A 16,402-nucleotide genomic window follows, 5' to 3' on the forward strand; every position below is an offset into this window, starting at 1 on the left:
TCGCCCCGCAAGCGGGGCGAGGGAAGAAGTGCAATCTTCGCCTTATCCGCCCGCATTCCGCTTCAAAATCATCTCCACCGCGCCCGCAAACCCTTCCTCCTCATTGGACGTCGTCACATCCGTCGCCTGCGATTTCACATCGTCGCTCGCATTGCCCATCGCGACCGACATGCCCGACACCTTGAACATCGGCAGGTCGTTGCGCATGTCGCCGATGGTAGCGATGGCCTCAAGGGAGATGCCGAGGCGCTGCGCCATGGCCTGCACGAAGGTGCCCTTGTTCTGATTGGGCGGCGTGATGTCGAGATAGTAGTTCTGCGAGCGTACGGCGACGGCCGTATCGCCCAGCGCCTGTTGCATCGCGCCCTCGCAGCGTTCCAGCAATGGAAAATCCTGGCTCGCGCCGACGATCTTGCAGGCCCTGGCGAGATAGGGCGAGAAGTCATCCACCGTCACGGCCTCGTGCTGGATGGTGTCGCGCTCATGCGGCACATATTTGCCGTCGTTGCGCTTGATCACCCATTCGTCATTGGTGAAAATCCAGATATCGACGCCGTAGTCTTCCAGTATTTCGATGGCGCGTTTGGTGGCGGCTTCCGGGATCAGGTGCTGCACGATCGGCTTGAGGTCGCCGTCCACCATGGAGCTGCCGTTGAACGGGCCGATGGGTAGTGTGATCCCCAGTGGTTTCACCAGGAAGCGCATGCCGACGGGCGGTCGGCTCGACGTGATGGTGAAGCCGATGCCGGCGTCTTCCAGTTTCTTCACGGCCGCCTTGGCCGTGTCGGTGAGGCGTTTATCGTGCGTGACGAGCGTGCCGTCGACATCGGACACCACGAGAGCGATCTTGGTCATGGTCTGATCCTTCAGGCCGGTAGTTGCTTTGTGATGGCGTCCACGATGCCATCGATGTTGTCGTCGATGGACACCGTGATCGGACGTTCATCGGGACCGGGAACCTCCAGCGTCCTGAACTGGCTGTCGAGCAGCGACGGCGGCATGAAATGGTTCTTCCGCGCCGCCATCCGTTTTGCGATCAGCTCCCTGGCGCCGTCGAGATAGACGATGCGAATATCATGCCGGCCGTGTATCAGCAGATCGCGATAGACACGCTTGAGTGCAGAACAGGCAACGACGAGTCTATGGCCATCGGCGGTGACGCGGTCGATCTCGTCGGCGATGCTCTGCAGCCAGGGCCAGCGGTCGTCGTCGGTGAGTGGCTGACCCGCGCGCTGCTTCTCGACATTCGCCGGTGGGTGGAAATCATCGCCGTCGGCAAAATGCCAGCCGAGACGATCGGCCAGGGCCTTTCCGATCGAACTCTTGCCCGAGCTCGACACGCCCATCACGACCAAAGCCTTGGGTGTCAGGGTCTTGGCTGCCAGATTGTTGGGGGCGGTGTCAGCCACGCGTGTCGTCCGGCAATGCGGCCTTGTCACACAGCCACACGGTTTCGCCGTCCGACCGCGCGCGGTTGGCCGGCAGGTCCTCGCCTTTCAGTATGCGCGTCAGGATCGCGCGCTTGTCCTCGCCGCTCATCAGGAACAGCATCTCGCGGCACGAGGCGAGAGGCGCCAGCGTCAGGCTGACGCGCGGCACGAACGGCTTCACATGGGCTTCGGGCACGCCGACCACCCAGCGGTCCTTGACCTCGATGGCGGGGTAGCCGGGAAACAGCGAGGCCACATGGCCGTCGGGGCCGACGCCGAGCAGCACCAGATCAAATAGCGGCTTTGCGTTATCGAGCTTGTCGGCTCCGTAGAACGACTGCAGCTCGCGTGCATAAAGCGCAGCGGCTTCATCCGGGCTCGCCGTATCGGTTTTGATCGGGTGCACATTCGCAAGCGGCGCGCATGCATCCAGAAACGCAGTTCGCGCCATGCTCATATTGTTGAGTGGATCGCTTGACGGCACGAAGCGGTCATCGCCGATGAACCAGTGCACGCGATCCCAGGGGATCTCGCTGCGGTAAGGCTCGGTGGCGAGCAGTTCATAGAGCCGCTTGGGGCTCGAGCCGCCGGTCATGCAGATGGCGATGCGGCCGGGATTGGCCTCGATGCGCTCGATCAGTCGCTCGGCCGCGGCTTCTGCGAGCGCCAGCGCATCTTCGACCACGACGATATGACGATTGGGCGCTGTCATGGCGTCAGCTCAGCACGCGCCAGCTACGACCGTCGCGCTTGAGCAGGTCGTTGGCTTCGTCGGGCCCTTCGCTGCCGGCCTTGTAGGTCTTGAGCCCATCCTTGCCGGCCTTCTTCCAGGCATCGAGGAACGGCTGCACGGCACGCCAGCCGGCTTCCACGCTGTCGGCGCGCTGGAACAGGATGTTGTCGCCGATCATGCAGTCATAGATCAGCGTCTCATAGCCCGTCGCCGGCGCGGCCTGGAAGTAGTCCTTGTAGCGGAACTTCATTTCCACGCCGTCGATCTTCACGGCAGGGCCGGGCACCTTGGTGTTGAATTTCAGCGAGATGCCTTCGTTCGGCTCCACGGCGATGACGAGGAAATTCTCCGCGAGGCTTTCCACCGACATATCGCGGAACATCGCGAATGGCGCCTGCTTGAACTTGATCGCCACTTCGGTGCGCTTGATGCCGAGCGCCTTGCCGGTGCGCAGATAAAAGGGAACGCCGGCCCACCGCCAGTTGTCGATCGACAGCTTCATCGCCGCATAGGTTTCGGTGGTGCTGCCTTCCTTGACGTCTTTGGTCTTCAGATAGTCGCCGATATCGGTATCGCCGACATGGCCGGCGACATATTGCGCGCGTACCGAATTCTTCAGCGCTTCCTCTTCGGTCTGCGTGGTGACGGCAGCGAGAACTTCAGCCTTCTCGGAGCGTACCGCGTTGGCTTCGAAACGCGCGGGCGGCTCCATGGCAACCAGCGACAGCAGCTGGAACAGATGGTTCGGCACCATGTCGCGCAGCGCGCCGGTCGCATCGTAGAACGAGCCGCGATGGCCGACGCCAATCTTCTCGTCCACGGTGATCTGCACGTGATCGATATGGTTGCGATTCCAGATCGGCTCGAACATGCCATTGGCAAAGCGCAGCACCAGGATGTTCTGCACCGTCTCCTTGCCGAGATAGTGATCGATCCGGTAGATCTGCTGCTCGTTCATCAGGCTGAGCAGTTCCTTGTTCAGCTTCTTCGCTGATTCAAGGTCGGTGCCGAACGGCTTCTCGACCACGAGGCGACGCCAACAGCCATTTTCCTTCAACATGCCGGTGCGGCCGAGCTGGCGCGCGATCGGCGCGAAGGCCGAAGGCGGTGTCGCCAGATAGAACAGGCGGTTGCCCCCGGTGCCGCGGGCTTCCTCGAGTTTGTCGAGCTGGTCGCGCATGCGGTCGAAGGATTCCGGCTCGCCCGGATCGGCCTCGATGCAGGTGACGCAATTGAGCAGCTTCTGCGCGATGGCGTCGTCGACGGGGCGCGTCGCATATTGCTTCAGGCCCTTCATCAGATCCTCGCGCAGCTCGGCGCCGGTCATGTCCTTGCGGGCGATGCCGACGACGCAGAATTTCTCCGGCAGCAGATCGGCTGCCTGCAGGTTATAAAGCGCCGCGATGACCAGCCGGTGCGCGAGATCGCCGGTGACGCCAAAGATCACGAATGCGCAAGGATCCGGCTTCTTGGATTTGGCAAGGCTTTGAGCTGGTGTGTCGGTCATGCGGGCTACGCCTTTGGCTTGATGATGTCAGGCGCGTCCTGCCGTTTTGGATCCGGATGCTGATCGGGCTCTTTGTGGCCGCCGAAACCGGCGCGCATCGCGGATAGAATCTTTTCTGCAAATGTGTGCTCCTTGCGGGAGCGAAACCGCGCAAACAGCGCCGCCGTCAGAACCTCGGCGGGCACCGCCTCGTCGATGGCGGCATTCACCGTCCAGCGGCCTTCGCCGGAATCCTCCACGAAGCCGGAGTAAGTATCGAGGGTCTCGTTCCTGGCGAGTGCGGATGAGGTGAGGTCGAGCAGCCATGACGGGATCACGCTGCCGCGGCGCCACACTTCGGCGATATCGGGCAGATTGAGATCGAAGCGATGCGCCTCGGGCAGCGCCTCGATATTGGCGTTCTTCATGATGTCGAAGCCTTCGGCATAGGCCTGCATCAATCCGTATTCGATGCCGTTATGGACCATCTTGACGAAATGGCCGGCGCCGACCGGGCCTGCATGGATATAGCCGTTCTCGACGCGGGGATCGCTGTTGTCGCGGCCCGGCGTGCGCGGGATGTCGCCGATCCCCGGCGCCAGCGTCTTGAAGATCGGATCGAGTCGGTCGACCACTTCCTTGTCGCCGCCGATCATCATGCAATAGCCGCGCTCAAGGCCCCAGACGCCGCCGGAGGTGCCGACATCGATGTAATACAGGCCCTTTTCCTTCAGCGCCTTGCCGCGGCGGACGTCGTCCTGCCAGAAGGTGTTGCCGCCATCGATGACGGTATCGCCGGGCTCCAGCAGTCTGGTCAGCGCGTCGATGGTGGTTTCGGTGATCTTGCCGGCGGGCAGCATCACCCAGACCGCGCGGGGCCTGTCGAGCTTCTTGACGAAGTCTTCCAGCGACGATCCGCCGGTGGCGCCTTCGGAGGCGAGGCCGCTGACGGCCTTGGCGTCCTTGTCATAGACGACGGCACTGTGACCGTTCTTCATCAGGCGGCGGACAATATTTCCACCCATTCGGCCGAGGCCGATCATGCCGAGCTGCATTGTGCGATGTCCTTTATTGATTGCGCATGACCCGAAGCAATGTCCGGGCCATGCGAGTCGTCGTCTAGTTCAATGCGGCAGTCATCGCCTTGTCGAGCATCGCGAGACCGGCCTTGAGGTCGCCCTTGAGATGGACGCGCAAAGCGCGGCGATTGCGATCCGTGAGTACGCCGAAGTCACCACGCGCCTGTGCAGCCTTGATGACACCGAATGACGCCCGGTAATCGGGGATGGCGAGATCCTTGGCATCGTCCGCCGTGATCTGCAGGAAGACGCCGGTATCGGGTCCGCCTTTATAGGCCTGGCCGGTTGAATGCAGGAAGCGGGGGCCGAATTCGGCTGTGGTCGCGACCTTCTTCCTGTCGCGCACGGCCATCCGCATGTGCTGCAGCGTGTCGATATGCGCGCCGTCGCGTTCGACATAAGCGAGCAGGGCCACGTAGTCGCCGGGCGTGACGCGGCGGAAATGCGCCTTCAGCCACGACGTCAGATCGCCATTGGCGCCGGCCTTCTTCAGCAGTTCGGCATTGCTGTCGTCGGTATAGAGATCGGCTTCCTTCGACGACACCACCGGCGTCTCCGGCGGCAGCGCGCCGGTCTTTTCAAAGGATTCCGTCAGCTCTCGCGTCTTGATCTTGGCGGCTTCCACGTCCGGCTGGTTGAACGGGTTGATGCCGAGGATCGATCCTGCGACCGCCGTGGCCATTTCGAAGCGGAAGAATTCCTGGCCGAGATGATCGATCGACGCCATCACGATGCGCGCGACGGGATGACCGGCTTTCTCCAGCGCTGCGAGTTTGTCGTCATGGGCCTTGTCGTCCTCGCCGGAGGTGCGCAGGTCGATGAAGAAGCGATCGGTGCCGTAGACGGAGGGCTCGCCCAGCGTCTCGCCGTCGATAGGGATCAGGCCCTTGCCGTCCTTGCCGGTGGATTCAGCGATGAGCTGTTCGGCCCATGCGCCGAAATCGGCGATCTTCTTCGATGAGAGGATTGTCACCTTGTCGCGGCCATCGAGACCGGCATTGCCCATGGCAAGGCCGAGCTGCACGCCGGGATTCTCGGCGGGCGGCACGTCGGGCCCGCAGGAGCGCACCATCGACAGTGTGAGATCCAGCAACTTGGCGAGATCGACGCCTGCGGCTGCGGCCGGCACGAGGCCGAACGGCGACAGCACCGAATAGCGCCCGCCGATGGTCGGGTCGCCGTGGAAGATCCGCGCGAATTTCTGTGTCTTGGCGACCTTCTCCAGCGACGAGCCGGGATCGGTCACGGCGACGAAATGGCCGCCGGCCTTGTCGGCACCGACCGCCTTGGTCACCTCCTCGAAGAAGTAGTTCTTCATCACGTTCGGCTCGGTGGTGCCACCGGACTTGCTGGAGACGATGAACAGCGTCTTGGCGACGGTCACCGCAGCGCCCATGGCACGCACCTGTGCCGGATCGGTGGAATCCAGCACATGCAGTTTCGGGAAGCCAGCGACCCTGGCGAAAGTCTGCGCCAGCACTTCAGGCCCGAGGCTGGAGCCACCCATGCCGAGCACCACCGCATCGGTGAATCCCTGCGCCTTCACCCATTTGGCGAAGTCGTTGTAGTCGGCGAGCTTGGCCTTCTCGGCAAAAGCGCTGTTCAGCCAGCCCAGCCACTTGTCTTCGTCGGCGCCGGTCCAGACCGATTTGTCCTTGTGCCAGAGCCGGCGGATCTTCGCCTGACTGCGCCACTCTTCGGTCGAGGTTGCGACCTTCTTCGTGATGCCGTCGCCGAGCGCCAGCTTCTGCGTACCGATGCTGCCGCCGAGCGACGTCGCGCGCTTGTGTGCCACGGCGCCGTAGAGCTTGTCGGCGGCGTCGGCAAACAGCTTGACGCCGTCCTCGACGAGATGGGTCGTGATCGCATCCAGCGAAATGCCGGTCCTGGCGAGATCGGCCAGCACCTTCTTCGCATCTTCGACATTCTCTTCGAGACTGTCGCGCACTTCGCCGTGGTCGCGGAAGGCGTCCAATGTGGCGGGCGGCACGGTGTTGACGGTGTTCTTGCCGATCAGCTCCTCTACATAGAGCGTGTCGCGATAGTCCTTGCTCTTCACGCCGGTGGAGGCCCAGAGCAGGCGCTGCGGCTTGGCGCCTTTGGCCTTGAGCTTCTCCCAGCGCGGGCCGGCGAACAGTTTGAGATATTCCTGATAGGCGAGTTTCGCATTGGCGATGGCCACCTTGCCCTTCAGGTCCTTGAGCCGTGCCTTTTCGGAGGGATCGTTGGCCTTGGCGATCTTGTCGTCGAGCTGCTTGTCCACCTGCGCATCGATGCGGCTGACGAAGAAAGAGGCAACACTCGCCACATGGGAGGGATCGCCGCCGCCGGCGACATATTTTTCGAGACCCTTCAGATAGGCCTCGGCGACCTCGACATAGGTCTTCTGCGCGAACAGCAGTGTGATGTTGATGCTGATGCCTTCGCCGATCAGTTGTTCGATGGCCGGCAGGCCTTCCGGCGTCGCCGGCACCTTCACCATCAGGTTCGGGCGCTTGACGCTCTTCCAAAGACGCTGGGCCTCGTTCACGGTGCCCTTGGTGTCATTGGCGAGATAGGGCGAGACTTCCAGGCTGACGAAGCCGTCGTCGCCCTCCATCTTGTCATAGACCAGCTTCAGCACATCGGCGGCATGCTGGATGTCCTCGACGGCAATGTGCTCGAACAGGTCGGCAGGCGACTTGTCGCCGGACTTCAAGGCCTCGGCAATCGGGGCATCATATTCGTCCGAACTTCCGATCGCCTTCTCGAAGATCGCCGGATTCGACGTCACGCCCTTCACGGCGTCGGTGTCGATCAGCTTCTTGAGGTCGCCCTTGGCGACGAAGCCGCGGGCGAGGAAGTCCAGCCAGACGGCCTGACCATGGGATTCGAGTGCTTTGACGGGATTCATGATGCCTTGTTCTGTTCACAATTATCAAAAGGCCGATCGCCGCGTGAACGTGCCGCGGCCCGGTTCCAATGATCGCCCCAAACCCCTACGCATGGCAAGCCGAACGGTTCCATTCCGGTCGCGGGAGCCGGATCGCAATTCCGTGTTTGGCCGGAACGGTGCGTGAAATGACGATTGTGTAAATTTTGTGCGTCGGATTTATGGGTGACACCCGCTGGCGAGGCATTGCCGGAGCGCATGTCCGAAGAGCAACCAATGACCAGAGATGAGTTTTTGGAGGCCATCCGAACGCGGAAGATCGATCCGCGATCATTCGATCTGGATCATCGACGCGACGAGTGTCATGTGCTGGAGACGCGCGAGACGCAATGGGTCGTGTTTTACAGCGAGCGCGGCCTTGAGTCCGGCATCCGCCAGTTTCCGACCGAATCCGATGCGCTGGAATACCTGTTGTCGGTCCTTCGCCCCGGTCGATGCGCTCCCTCGCCCCGCACTTGTGGGGTGAGGGGCAGGGTACGGACTTTCCCAACATCGTGAAGATGCGGGTCAAAGAGCGGGGGGAGGTTAGGTAGCGTCGCGTCGACCGTGAATTCAAAGATCGCTTTTTGCCAGATCCCACATCAGCCGGTAGGTCCCCTCGGAGATCAGCTCCGCCGAAGACGCTGTGATGGCTGTATTGAAACGCCCCTTCATGGTCGCGGCCACCGTATCCAAATCGGTGCCGTCGATCATCACATACCAGTCGCGCGCCGCAGGATTGGGCGCGGCGGGATCGTCGGTGAGCGGTTTCGACAGGCGGGGATCGCTCTCCATCAGATGCATCGAGATGATGCCGTTGATATCGCCGGGATCGAGCTGTGCTTCGATGGCGCTGCGCAGTTTGTCAGCGCCTTCGACGGGTGGCCGGATGCGCACCAGCCCGAGCGCCGCGCCGCGGCCCTGACCGCGGCTGACAGTGATCCGTGCGACCGAGCGCAGCATGTTCTGGAAACGGCCGATATTGGTCAGCGACCATTTTGTTTGATTGGCCAGTGCCGTGCGATAGGCGTCGCTGTCCAGCACGTCGAATGTCGCGGTCGAATACAGCCCGAGATATTTCGGCTTGGCATCGACGGCGACATAGCGGCGCGCTTCGATGAAGCCCTCGATGGCGACGCGCTCGGCGAGATGCTCGCGGTCGTACCACGCGTTGAATTCCTGCTCGTGTGCGGCGTCGATATCCATCGACGTCATCAGCATTCCCGTGCCTTTGATCGGCATTCCAGAAGTCCTATTTCAATTTCGACGCGACGTCGGCGGCGGCCTTCATCACCGCATCGCGCATGCCGGGGTCATACAGGCTGTGACCGGCGCTTTCAGCGATGCGCACTTCCGCATCCGTCCAGCGTTTGGCCAGGGCGTGCGATGTCGCAGGCGGGCACAGGAAGTCATAACGGCCCTGAATGATGATGCCGGGAATGCCGGTGAGTTTGCCGGCGTCTTCCATGAGCTGATGCGGCCGCATGAAGCAGTCATGCTTGAAGTAATGCGCTTCCATCGCCGGCGTGGCCGGCAGCGGCCGCGCGGTGTAGCCGAGTTCGGCTCGGTCGAGCCGCGCGCGCTTCGGCGCGATTTCCGACAGGATGGCTTCGGTGCCGCCCCAGGCGCGGATCGCCGGGACATGCACAGCCGGATCGGCATCGAGAATGCGGCGATAGAAGTTCGGCAGCGGATCGGCGCGCTCGGCTTCGGAGAGGACGCTCAGAAAATCTCCGTGCAAGCCGGGATAATGCCGCGGCAGCATGACATTGAAGACATCGTGCAATTCTTCCCGCGTGCCGAGGAACGTCGCGCGCAGCACGATGCCTGTTACGCGTTCGGGATGCACCTGCGCATAGGCGAGTGCCAGCGTTGCGCCCCAGGAGCCGCCGACCACGAGCCATTTGTCGAAGCCGAATTTGGTGCGGATCGTTTCCATATCCGCGATCAGATGCGGCAGCGTATTGGCCTCGCGCTTGCCTCTGGGCTTGCTGCGGCCGGCGCCGCGCTGGTCGAACAGCACGGTATGAAAGCGCTGCGGATCGAACAGCCGGCGATGATCGGGCTGGTAGCCCGAGCCGGGGCCGCCATGCAGATACACCGCGGGAATGCCGTCGCTGCGGCCGACCGATTCCACATGGATCGTGTGGCCGTCGCCGACATCGAGATGCTCGGAAGTGAGAGGCGCGAAGGGATCGGACAAGTCGGTGGTTTTGCCGATATCGGCATCAGGCGCCATGGGTGCTGTCCAGATGGGGGTCTTCGGCTTCCAGCGTGCCGCCCTTGAAGTTGCGATAGATGAAACGGTCGCGGCCCTCGGTGGATTCCGCCGCGGCCAGCTTGAAGATTTCCTCGTGGCGCGGCGACAGCGTGCAGGCGGGGTCGGTATTGCCGGCGTCACCGGTCAGCGCAAAGGCCTGGCAGCGGCAGCCGCCGAAATCCACTTCCTTGAATTCGCAGCTCCGGCACGGCTCGGGCATCCAGCCGGTGCCGCGATAGCGGTTGAAGGCTTCGGAATTCTGCCAGATCCAGGCGATCGAATGGTTGCTGCGCACGGATTCGAATTCCATCCCGGTGATGGTCTCCGCGGCATGGCAGGGCAGGATCTTGCCGGATGGAGAGATGTTGAAGAACTGCCGGCCCCAGCCGCCCATGCACTTCTTCGGCCGCAGCGCGTAATAGTCCGGGACGACATAGTCGATATCGAGAATGCCCTTCAGGCGCGCCTGCGCGTCCTCGACGATCCGGCTGGTCTCGTCGATCTGCGCGATGGTCGGCATCAAGGCGGCGCGGTTCTTCAGCGCCCAGCCGTAATATTGCACATTCGCGACTTCGAGCCGGTCGGCATCGAGATCGACCGCCATCTGGATGATATCGGTGAGCTGATGCAGGTTCTGCCGATGCATCACCGCATTCACGGTCAGCGGCAGGTCGAGCTCGCGCGTCCATCTGGCGACTTCGAGCTTCTTCACGTGGCCATTGCGATAGCCGCCGACGCGATCGGCCACCACGGGCTCATTGCCCTGGAAGCTGATCTGCACATGGCATAGCCCGGCATCCGCGAGCGCGGAGAGTTTGTCGCGCGTCAGCAGCACTGCCGAGGTGATGAGATTGGAGTACAGGCCCACATCCGTCGCATGCTGGACCAGTTCGACGATGTCCTTGCGCGCGGTCGGCTCGCCGCCGGAGAAGTGGATCTGCAACACGCCGATTTCGGCGAGCTCGGACAGGACCTTCTTCCATTCGTCGGTGGTGAGCTCCGTGCTGCCGCGGTCGAGCTCCACGGGGTTCGAGCAATACGGGCATTGCAACGGACAGCGATGGGTGAGTTCAGCCAGTACGGCGAGGGGAATGCCGAAGGTCTCCGCAGTGGAGCGCGCGCGCTCCATGATCGCCAGGCTGTCGGCGGGATCGGTGAAGACGGGGCTGGCGTCGGTGAGGGTGGGGCTCATGCCGTCTTCTCCCGCGCCTGCGTGAGAAAGCCCTTGTCGGCGAGATCCTGCAGCATGGCGAGGACATCGGCACCAATATCGTCGCGCGGCGCGGTATATTTCGCCGCCAGCAGATCGATGATATCGGCAACATTGCGCGCGCCATCGCAGAGTTGCAGGATTTCGACGGCGATATCGTCGGGCGCCAGCACGCGCTCCGGCGCCAGGATCACCCAGCGCTGGCGCGTCTCGTCAAATTTCAGCCTGGCGTGGCGCGGCAAGACCGGCTTGCTCGCCTCGCTGACGCTCATCCGACGATTGCTGCGGAGCTCCGTCATCGTTGCCTCTATCTGGCCGGGACGAACGCGCCCGGCGGCACATGGCCGTCCACATAGGCATGATACAGCGCATCGAGCTGCACCCACAACACATTGGTCTTGAAGATCAGTGCATTGCAAACCGCGCGGCGCTCGGCCGGCGTGGTGGCATGCTGCCTGACGTAATCCAGCGCAAAGCCGGCATCGCGCGGCGCCTGGGTCAGGCGGCGGCTGAAATAGCTCATGATGTCCGGGTTCACAAAATCATAGTGCTTCAGCATGCCGGAGATGCGCTCCTCATGCAGGTTCGGCGCGAACAGTTCCGTCAGCGACGAGGCGATGGCCTCGAGCGGCGTCCTGTCGCGCACGAAATGCACATAGGCCTCCACGGCGAAACGCGTCGCCGGCAGGATGCCTTCGGTGGATTCCACATAGGCGCTGTCGAGGCCAAGGCCTTCGGTGAGCTTCAGCCAGCGCTCGATACCGCCCTCAGCGCCAGTGTCGCCGTCGTGATCCTCGATGCGATGGCGCCATTCCAGCCGTGTGGCGCGGTCGCGGAAACGCGAGATCACCACCGCGTCCTTGATCGGGATCGTGCTCTGATAGTAGTAGCGGTTCAGCGCCCAGGCCTGCACCTGGCCCCTGTTGAGCTTGCCGCCGTGCAGCAATTTGTGAAACGGATGCAGGCTGTGATAGCGCGTCGCGCCGATATGCCGCAGCGTCTCTTCCAGTTGCGCGGCATTCTCCAGCGGCACTGCGGCTGAAATCGAATAGGCGGAAATGGCGTTGTCGCTGATCGTGTTTGCACCTGTCATGGTAGCGCCTGGGGCATTCACAGGGTGATCTCCATGCCATTGCCGGGGATTTGCCAGCCGGCGGTGGTCAATGCGGCGCGCTCGGTGGAATCATGCAGCAGCGCCGGGTTCGAATTGTTGATGTGCAGGAAAAACTTTCTGGCGATGCCGGCATCGGCCAGTTCGCTGATCGCGCCCTGCGCGCCGGACATCGACAGATGCCCCATGCTCTGGCCGGTCTTCTGGCCCAGTCCCGCGGCGATCAGTTCGTCGTCGCGCCACACTGTGCCATCGAAGAACACCAGCGGTGCGCCGGAGATGCGCGTCTTCAGTTCGGGCGTCACCCGCGCGCAGGCCGCGATGAAATAGAAATACTTGCCGGTGGCTTTCTCGGCGATGCGCAGCCCGAGCGTATCGCCATCAATGTCAATCTGGCCATCCTCGCCGGCCGGATGCGCCTGTCCTTCGAGATACCATGCGCTCTTGCCGGGCACGGTGAAGGGCAGCACCTCAAGGCCGGAGGGCGTGCTGTCCTGCAGTTTCGGTTCAAAGGATGTGTCGAGGTCGATGGCTTCGCGGCGCACGTTCTTGTCCGAGAGCACGTTGAAGATGCTGTTGGCTTTCAGGATCGCCAGCACACGCATATGCGCATAGATTGTAAATGGCGAACCTTCGCGCATCGACAAGAGCCCGGCCACCGCATCGACCTCGCCATTGGTGAGGATCACGCCCGCGATGGGCGAATGTCTGACATGATCGGGGCGGGGATGAAGCTGAGGTGTGTCGGTCACCTGCTGTCGCAGGTCGGGCGAGGCGTTGACCAGAAACCAGTTGGCGTTGTCGGTAGATACCGCGATGGAGGCCTGGCCGCTGCGCAGATCAGGTCGCTCGCTGCGCGCCGCACGACAAACCCGGCACCCGCAATTCCATTGCGGAACACCACCGCCGGCCGCAGCTCCAAGAACGACAACACGCAACATGAGATCGCCCTGAATCCGGCTATTTGTAATTTATGCCATTCGCGTCTCGCGAAAAGACGCAGGGCGCCCGTCAGTGACGAAGCGCCCCAAAACTTAAGGTCTTAGCGTGAGCTCAAGTCTTACTTGCGCGCTGCGCAGGCGTACATGTTGATTTCCATGCCGACTGCAACTTCAACGATCTTGGGTGCTTTCCAGGCCATATTTCTCTCCTGCTTCTCTGCAGTCAGGTACTGCATAACCACAACTCTAATCCCTGCCCCAGGGTTCGCCAACACCTTCGTCATCACAATGTGAAGCGACGGGGGTACAATATGCGTGCAATGCACAATCGGATCGCGGTGCAACATTGCAAAGGCGAGAACGTTCCATAGATAGCGAAGGCCTTTGATTGAGAGGCATCGATTCGTACTCAGCCGCCGCATCTTCCGGGATATTCGCGGCGTCCGGGGTCTTCTGCGCCCGCGCCAAAGCCAGTGCCAAGAGAATTGCCATGCCGCTCTATTTCTTCAACACACGCATCAATGACGAACTGGTGGTCGATCCCGAAGGCGAGGAACTGCGGGATCCCGACCATGCCTGGGAGGTCGCGCGGTCCATGATCCTGCAACTGATGCGCTCCGAGGGCACGCCGAGCGATCTGCTCAATGCGGTACTGGAAGTCACGGACAAGGACGGCGAGGTCGTACTCGAATTTCCGTTCACCGAAGCGCTGCTCGACGCCACCGATGAGTCGGCAACGCGGCACTGACAAGCGAGGGCTGCAGGATGGGTAGAGCGAAGCGAAACCCATCGGCGGATTTTACGGCATCCACTGAGTGATGGGTTGTGCTCCGGCGCTGGTGCGCCTGCGCGCGACCCATCCTTCTCTCTACCCATCCTGACTGCGCAATTTGTTCCGAAGGTGCGGCCACGCCATGTTTTGATTGCGCAGCGGCGCAAAAATATCCAACAGTGCGATCCGGAAAGCCTCGGGGGCGGCGCATCTTCTGTGCTGCAAGCAGAGAAGGCTTCCTTTAAATGGGAGAGATTCATGAGTGTTTACACGTCCGCACGTCAGGCATTGCTTGCCGGTGCGTTCATCGGCGTCTTTGCAAGCGGTGCCTTGGCCCAGCAATCCGACACGTCACCCGCAACTCCGGCCCCCGCAGCGGCGCCGAGCGCTGCGCCAGCGGCTCCGGCAGCTGCTCCCGCACCCGCGCCAGCCGCACCACAGGCCGCCGCTCCGGCGCCCGCAGCACCGGTCGCTGCCGCAGCACCGGCACTGCCGCCCGGTTCGCCGCTGATCGGCCGTCCCGATGGCGCCGCCGCCGCGAAGCTGGCACCGGTTTCTGCGCCGCCGATCGCGGCCGCCGCGGACAAGCTGCCGCTCGCCAAGCTCAAGCTTCCCCCAGGCTTCAACATTGAAGTCTATGCCGCCGGCATGGCCAATGCGCGTTCGATGCGCGAAGGCGACAAGGGCACCGTGTTCGTCGGCAGCCGTCTCGTGGACAAGGTCTATGCAGTCATCAACAAGGATGACAAACGTCAGGTGAAAGTGCTGGCCTCGGGCCTCTATCGCCCGAACGGTCTCGCTTTCAAGGATGGCACGCTCTACATCGCCGAACTGTCGAAGATCTCCAAGATCGAGAAGGTCGAGGACAATCTCGACAATCCGCCCAAGCCGACCATGATCTACGACAATCTGCCGAAGGACGAAGCCCATGGCTGGAAGTTCATCGGCATCGGGCCGGACAACAAGCTCTATGTGCCGGTCGGCCAGCCCGGCAACAATGTGCTGCATGACGAGGCCCATGGCCAGATCCGCCGCATGAATCTCGATGGCACCGGCGCCGAGGTCTATGTGAAGGGCGTCCGCAACACCGTCGGCTTCGACTGGAACCCGACCACCAAGCAGATGTACTTCACCGACAACGGCCGCGACTGGATGTCGGAGGCGGTGCCGGAGGACGAGCTCAACCGTGTCTCCAAGGCGGGTGAGGACTTTGGCGCGCCGTATTGTCTGCAGGGTAACATCCTCGATCCGGAATTCGGCTGGGGCAAATCCTGCGCCGACTATACCGCGCCGGTCGGCCTGCTCGGCGCGCATACGGCATCGCTCGGCATGCGCTTCTATACCGGCAAGATGTTCCCGGCGGCCTACAAGGATGCGATCTTCATCGCGCGTCATGGCTCCTGGAACAAGTCGCAGAAGCTCGGTGGTGACGTCATTGTCGTGAAGCTCAACAAGGATGGCACGGTGAAGTCCACCGAGCCGTTCCTCACCGGCTTCATCGAGAACAACAACTATCTCGGTCGTCCCGTGGACGTGCTGCAGATGAAGGATGGCTCGCTGCTGGTCTCCGACGACTGGAACGGCGCGATCTATCGCATCACCTATGGCAAGCAGAAGGTTGCGGACAAGAAGTGACGACGTTTTCTTACCTCTCCCCGCCTAGCGAAGCTTTGCTTCGCGGGGCGGGGAGAGGTGACTGCAACGCGCGAAGCGCGTGAAAGTCGGGTGAGGGGACGCTCCACTTGCTCCGAGCGCGGTGAGAGTCCCCCTCATCCTCACCTTCTCCCCGCAAGCGGGGAGAAGGAATTCGCCACGCCGGAGTTCCAGTATTCAGAAAGTTCAAAGCCGATGCGCCCGTTTGCCGTCATCGTAGCTCTTTTTCTCTCGACGTCCCCGCTCTTCGCCGCCGAAACCATCGCCGAGCGCGCTGCGCCGTGCCTCGGTTGTCACGGCGAGAAGGGCGTCTCCGAAACCGAGAACACGCCGTCGCTCGGCGCGCAGCAGCCGGCTTATTCGCTGATCCAGATCTACATGTTTCGTGAGAAGCTCCGCGTCGCGGAGCCGATGAACGACATGGTGAAGGATTTCACCGATGACGACCTGCGCAGCTTCTCGGACTATCTCGCGACGCTGCCGAAACCGGCGGCGCTGGAAGCCGGCGATCCCGCAAGGATGCAGGCCGCCAGGGCGCTGACCCAGCAATTCCGCTGCGATAGTTGCCATAACGCGGATTTCTCCGGCCGCGACAACATTCCGCGCATCGCCAATCAGCGCGAGGACTACCTCGCCAAGACCATGCGCGAATACAAGGACAACTCCCGCCACGGCTATGATGCGACGATGGCCGACGTGATGCAGTCGATCTCCGAGGCGCAGATCGTGGAGCTGGCTTATTTTCTGGCAAGGGTGAAGTAACGCCGCGCCTGCGCGTCGTCATTCCGGGGGGGCGTCCGGCAAGTGGCGCCGCGC

The 16,402-nt window shown here is 62.3% G+C and carries 16 protein-coding genes; 3 read left to right on the forward strand and 13 right to left on the reverse strand.

From position 1 onward, the window contains the following. Positions 1 to 42: 42 nt before the first annotated feature. The 13 genes from AC1RLZ_RS22755 to pqqA form a co-directional block, all read right to left on the reverse strand. A complete protein-coding gene (locus AC1RLZ_RS22755) occupies positions 43 to 855 on the reverse strand; it encodes an HAD family hydrolase (RefSeq protein ID WP_493190441.1) in 813 nt (270 codons plus the stop codon). 11 nt (positions 856 to 866) lie between these two features. Next, positions 867 to 1,346 carry a gluconokinase gene (locus tag AC1RLZ_RS22760; RefSeq protein ID WP_493190507.1) on the reverse strand — a complete coding sequence of 160 codons (480 nt, stop codon included), beginning with the start codon at positions 1,344 to 1,346 and terminating at the stop codon, positions 867 to 869. Between the two features lie 55 nt (positions 1,347 to 1,401). Further along, complete coding sequence (gene pgl / locus AC1RLZ_RS22765) at positions 1,402 to 2,142, reverse strand: 6-phosphogluconolactonase (RefSeq protein WP_493190442.1); 741 nt, start codon at positions 2,140 to 2,142, stop codon at positions 1,402 to 1,404. Positions 2,143 to 2,146: 4 nt separating this feature from the next. Next, on the reverse strand, positions 2,147 to 3,670 hold the full coding sequence (gene zwf / locus AC1RLZ_RS22770) for a glucose-6-phosphate dehydrogenase (RefSeq protein WP_371420677.1): 1,524 nt from the start codon (positions 3,668 to 3,670) through the stop codon (positions 2,147 to 2,149). 5 nt (positions 3,671 to 3,675) lie between these two features. Beyond that, positions 3,676 to 4,704: a phosphogluconate dehydrogenase (NAD(+)-dependent, decarboxylating) gene (gene gnd, locus AC1RLZ_RS22775; protein ID WP_493190443.1), complete on the reverse strand. Its 1,029-nt coding sequence runs from the start codon at positions 4,702 to 4,704 to the stop codon at positions 3,676 to 3,678. A gap of 64 nt (positions 4,705 to 4,768) precedes the next feature. Continuing rightward, a complete protein-coding gene (locus AC1RLZ_RS22780; protein WP_493190444.1) occupies positions 4,769 to 7,621 on the reverse strand; it encodes a bifunctional transaldolase/phosoglucose isomerase in 2,853 nt (950 codons plus the stop codon). Between the two features lie 591 nt (positions 7,622 to 8,212). Next, positions 8,213 to 8,881, reverse strand: coding sequence for a hypothetical protein (locus AC1RLZ_RS22785; RefSeq protein ID WP_493190445.1), 669 nt, complete (start codon positions 8,879 to 8,881; stop codon positions 8,213 to 8,215). 10 nt (positions 8,882 to 8,891) lie between these two features. Continuing rightward, entirely contained in the window at positions 8,892 to 9,878 is a 987-nt protein-coding gene (pip, locus tag AC1RLZ_RS22790; protein ID WP_493190446.1) for a prolyl aminopeptidase, read from the reverse strand. Beyond that, a complete protein-coding gene (gene pqqE / locus AC1RLZ_RS22795; protein ID WP_493190447.1) occupies positions 9,868 to 11,091 on the reverse strand; it encodes a pyrroloquinoline quinone biosynthesis protein PqqE in 1,224 nt (407 codons plus the stop codon). Before pqqE ends, pip begins: the two co-directional genes overlap by 11 nt. Next, complete coding sequence (gene pqqD, locus AC1RLZ_RS22800; RefSeq protein ID WP_493190448.1) at positions 11,088 to 11,408, reverse strand: pyrroloquinoline quinone biosynthesis peptide chaperone PqqD; 321 nt, start codon at positions 11,406 to 11,408, stop codon at positions 11,088 to 11,090. The genes pqqE and pqqD overlap by 4 nt, the downstream gene beginning before the upstream one ends. Positions 11,409 to 11,416: 8 nt before the next feature. Continuing rightward, entirely contained in the window at positions 11,417 to 12,202 is a 786-nt protein-coding gene (gene pqqC / locus AC1RLZ_RS22805; RefSeq protein ID WP_493190449.1) for a pyrroloquinoline-quinone synthase PqqC, read from the reverse strand. A gap of 17 nt (positions 12,203 to 12,219) precedes the next feature. Next, positions 12,220 to 13,161: a pyrroloquinoline quinone biosynthesis protein PqqB gene (gene pqqB / locus AC1RLZ_RS22810; protein ID WP_493190450.1), complete on the reverse strand. Its 942-nt coding sequence runs from the start codon at positions 13,159 to 13,161 to the stop codon at positions 12,220 to 12,222. A 119-nt stretch (positions 13,162 to 13,280) separates the two neighbouring features. Beyond that, a complete protein-coding gene (gene pqqA, locus AC1RLZ_RS22815; protein ID WP_089267584.1) occupies positions 13,281 to 13,361 on the reverse strand; it encodes a pyrroloquinoline quinone precursor peptide PqqA in 81 nt (26 codons plus the stop codon). A gap of 290 nt (positions 13,362 to 13,651) precedes the next feature. On the opposite strand from pqqA, the gene AC1RLZ_RS22820 reads away from it, so the two are divergent. From AC1RLZ_RS22820 to AC1RLZ_RS22830, 3 genes are all read left to right on the forward strand, one after another. Beyond that, the gene (locus AC1RLZ_RS22820) at positions 13,652 to 13,909 is read left to right on the forward strand and encodes a DUF6894 family protein (RefSeq protein ID WP_493190451.1); all 258 of its coding nucleotides are present in this window, start codon (positions 13,652 to 13,654) and stop codon (positions 13,907 to 13,909) included. A 282-nt stretch (positions 13,910 to 14,191) separates the two neighbouring features. Beyond that, positions 14,192 to 15,568 carry a PQQ-dependent sugar dehydrogenase gene (locus tag AC1RLZ_RS22825; RefSeq protein ID WP_493190452.1) on the forward strand — a complete coding sequence of 459 codons (1,377 nt, stop codon included), beginning with the start codon at positions 14,192 to 14,194 and terminating at the stop codon, positions 15,566 to 15,568. A 213-nt stretch (positions 15,569 to 15,781) separates the two neighbouring features. Beyond that, positions 15,782 to 16,348, forward strand: coding sequence for a c-type cytochrome (locus AC1RLZ_RS22830; RefSeq protein ID WP_493190453.1), 567 nt, complete (start codon positions 15,782 to 15,784; stop codon positions 16,346 to 16,348). Positions 16,349 to 16,402: the final 54 nt, after the last annotated feature.

The organism is Tardiphaga sp. GW822-FHT04G09 (genome assembly GCF_058800725.1).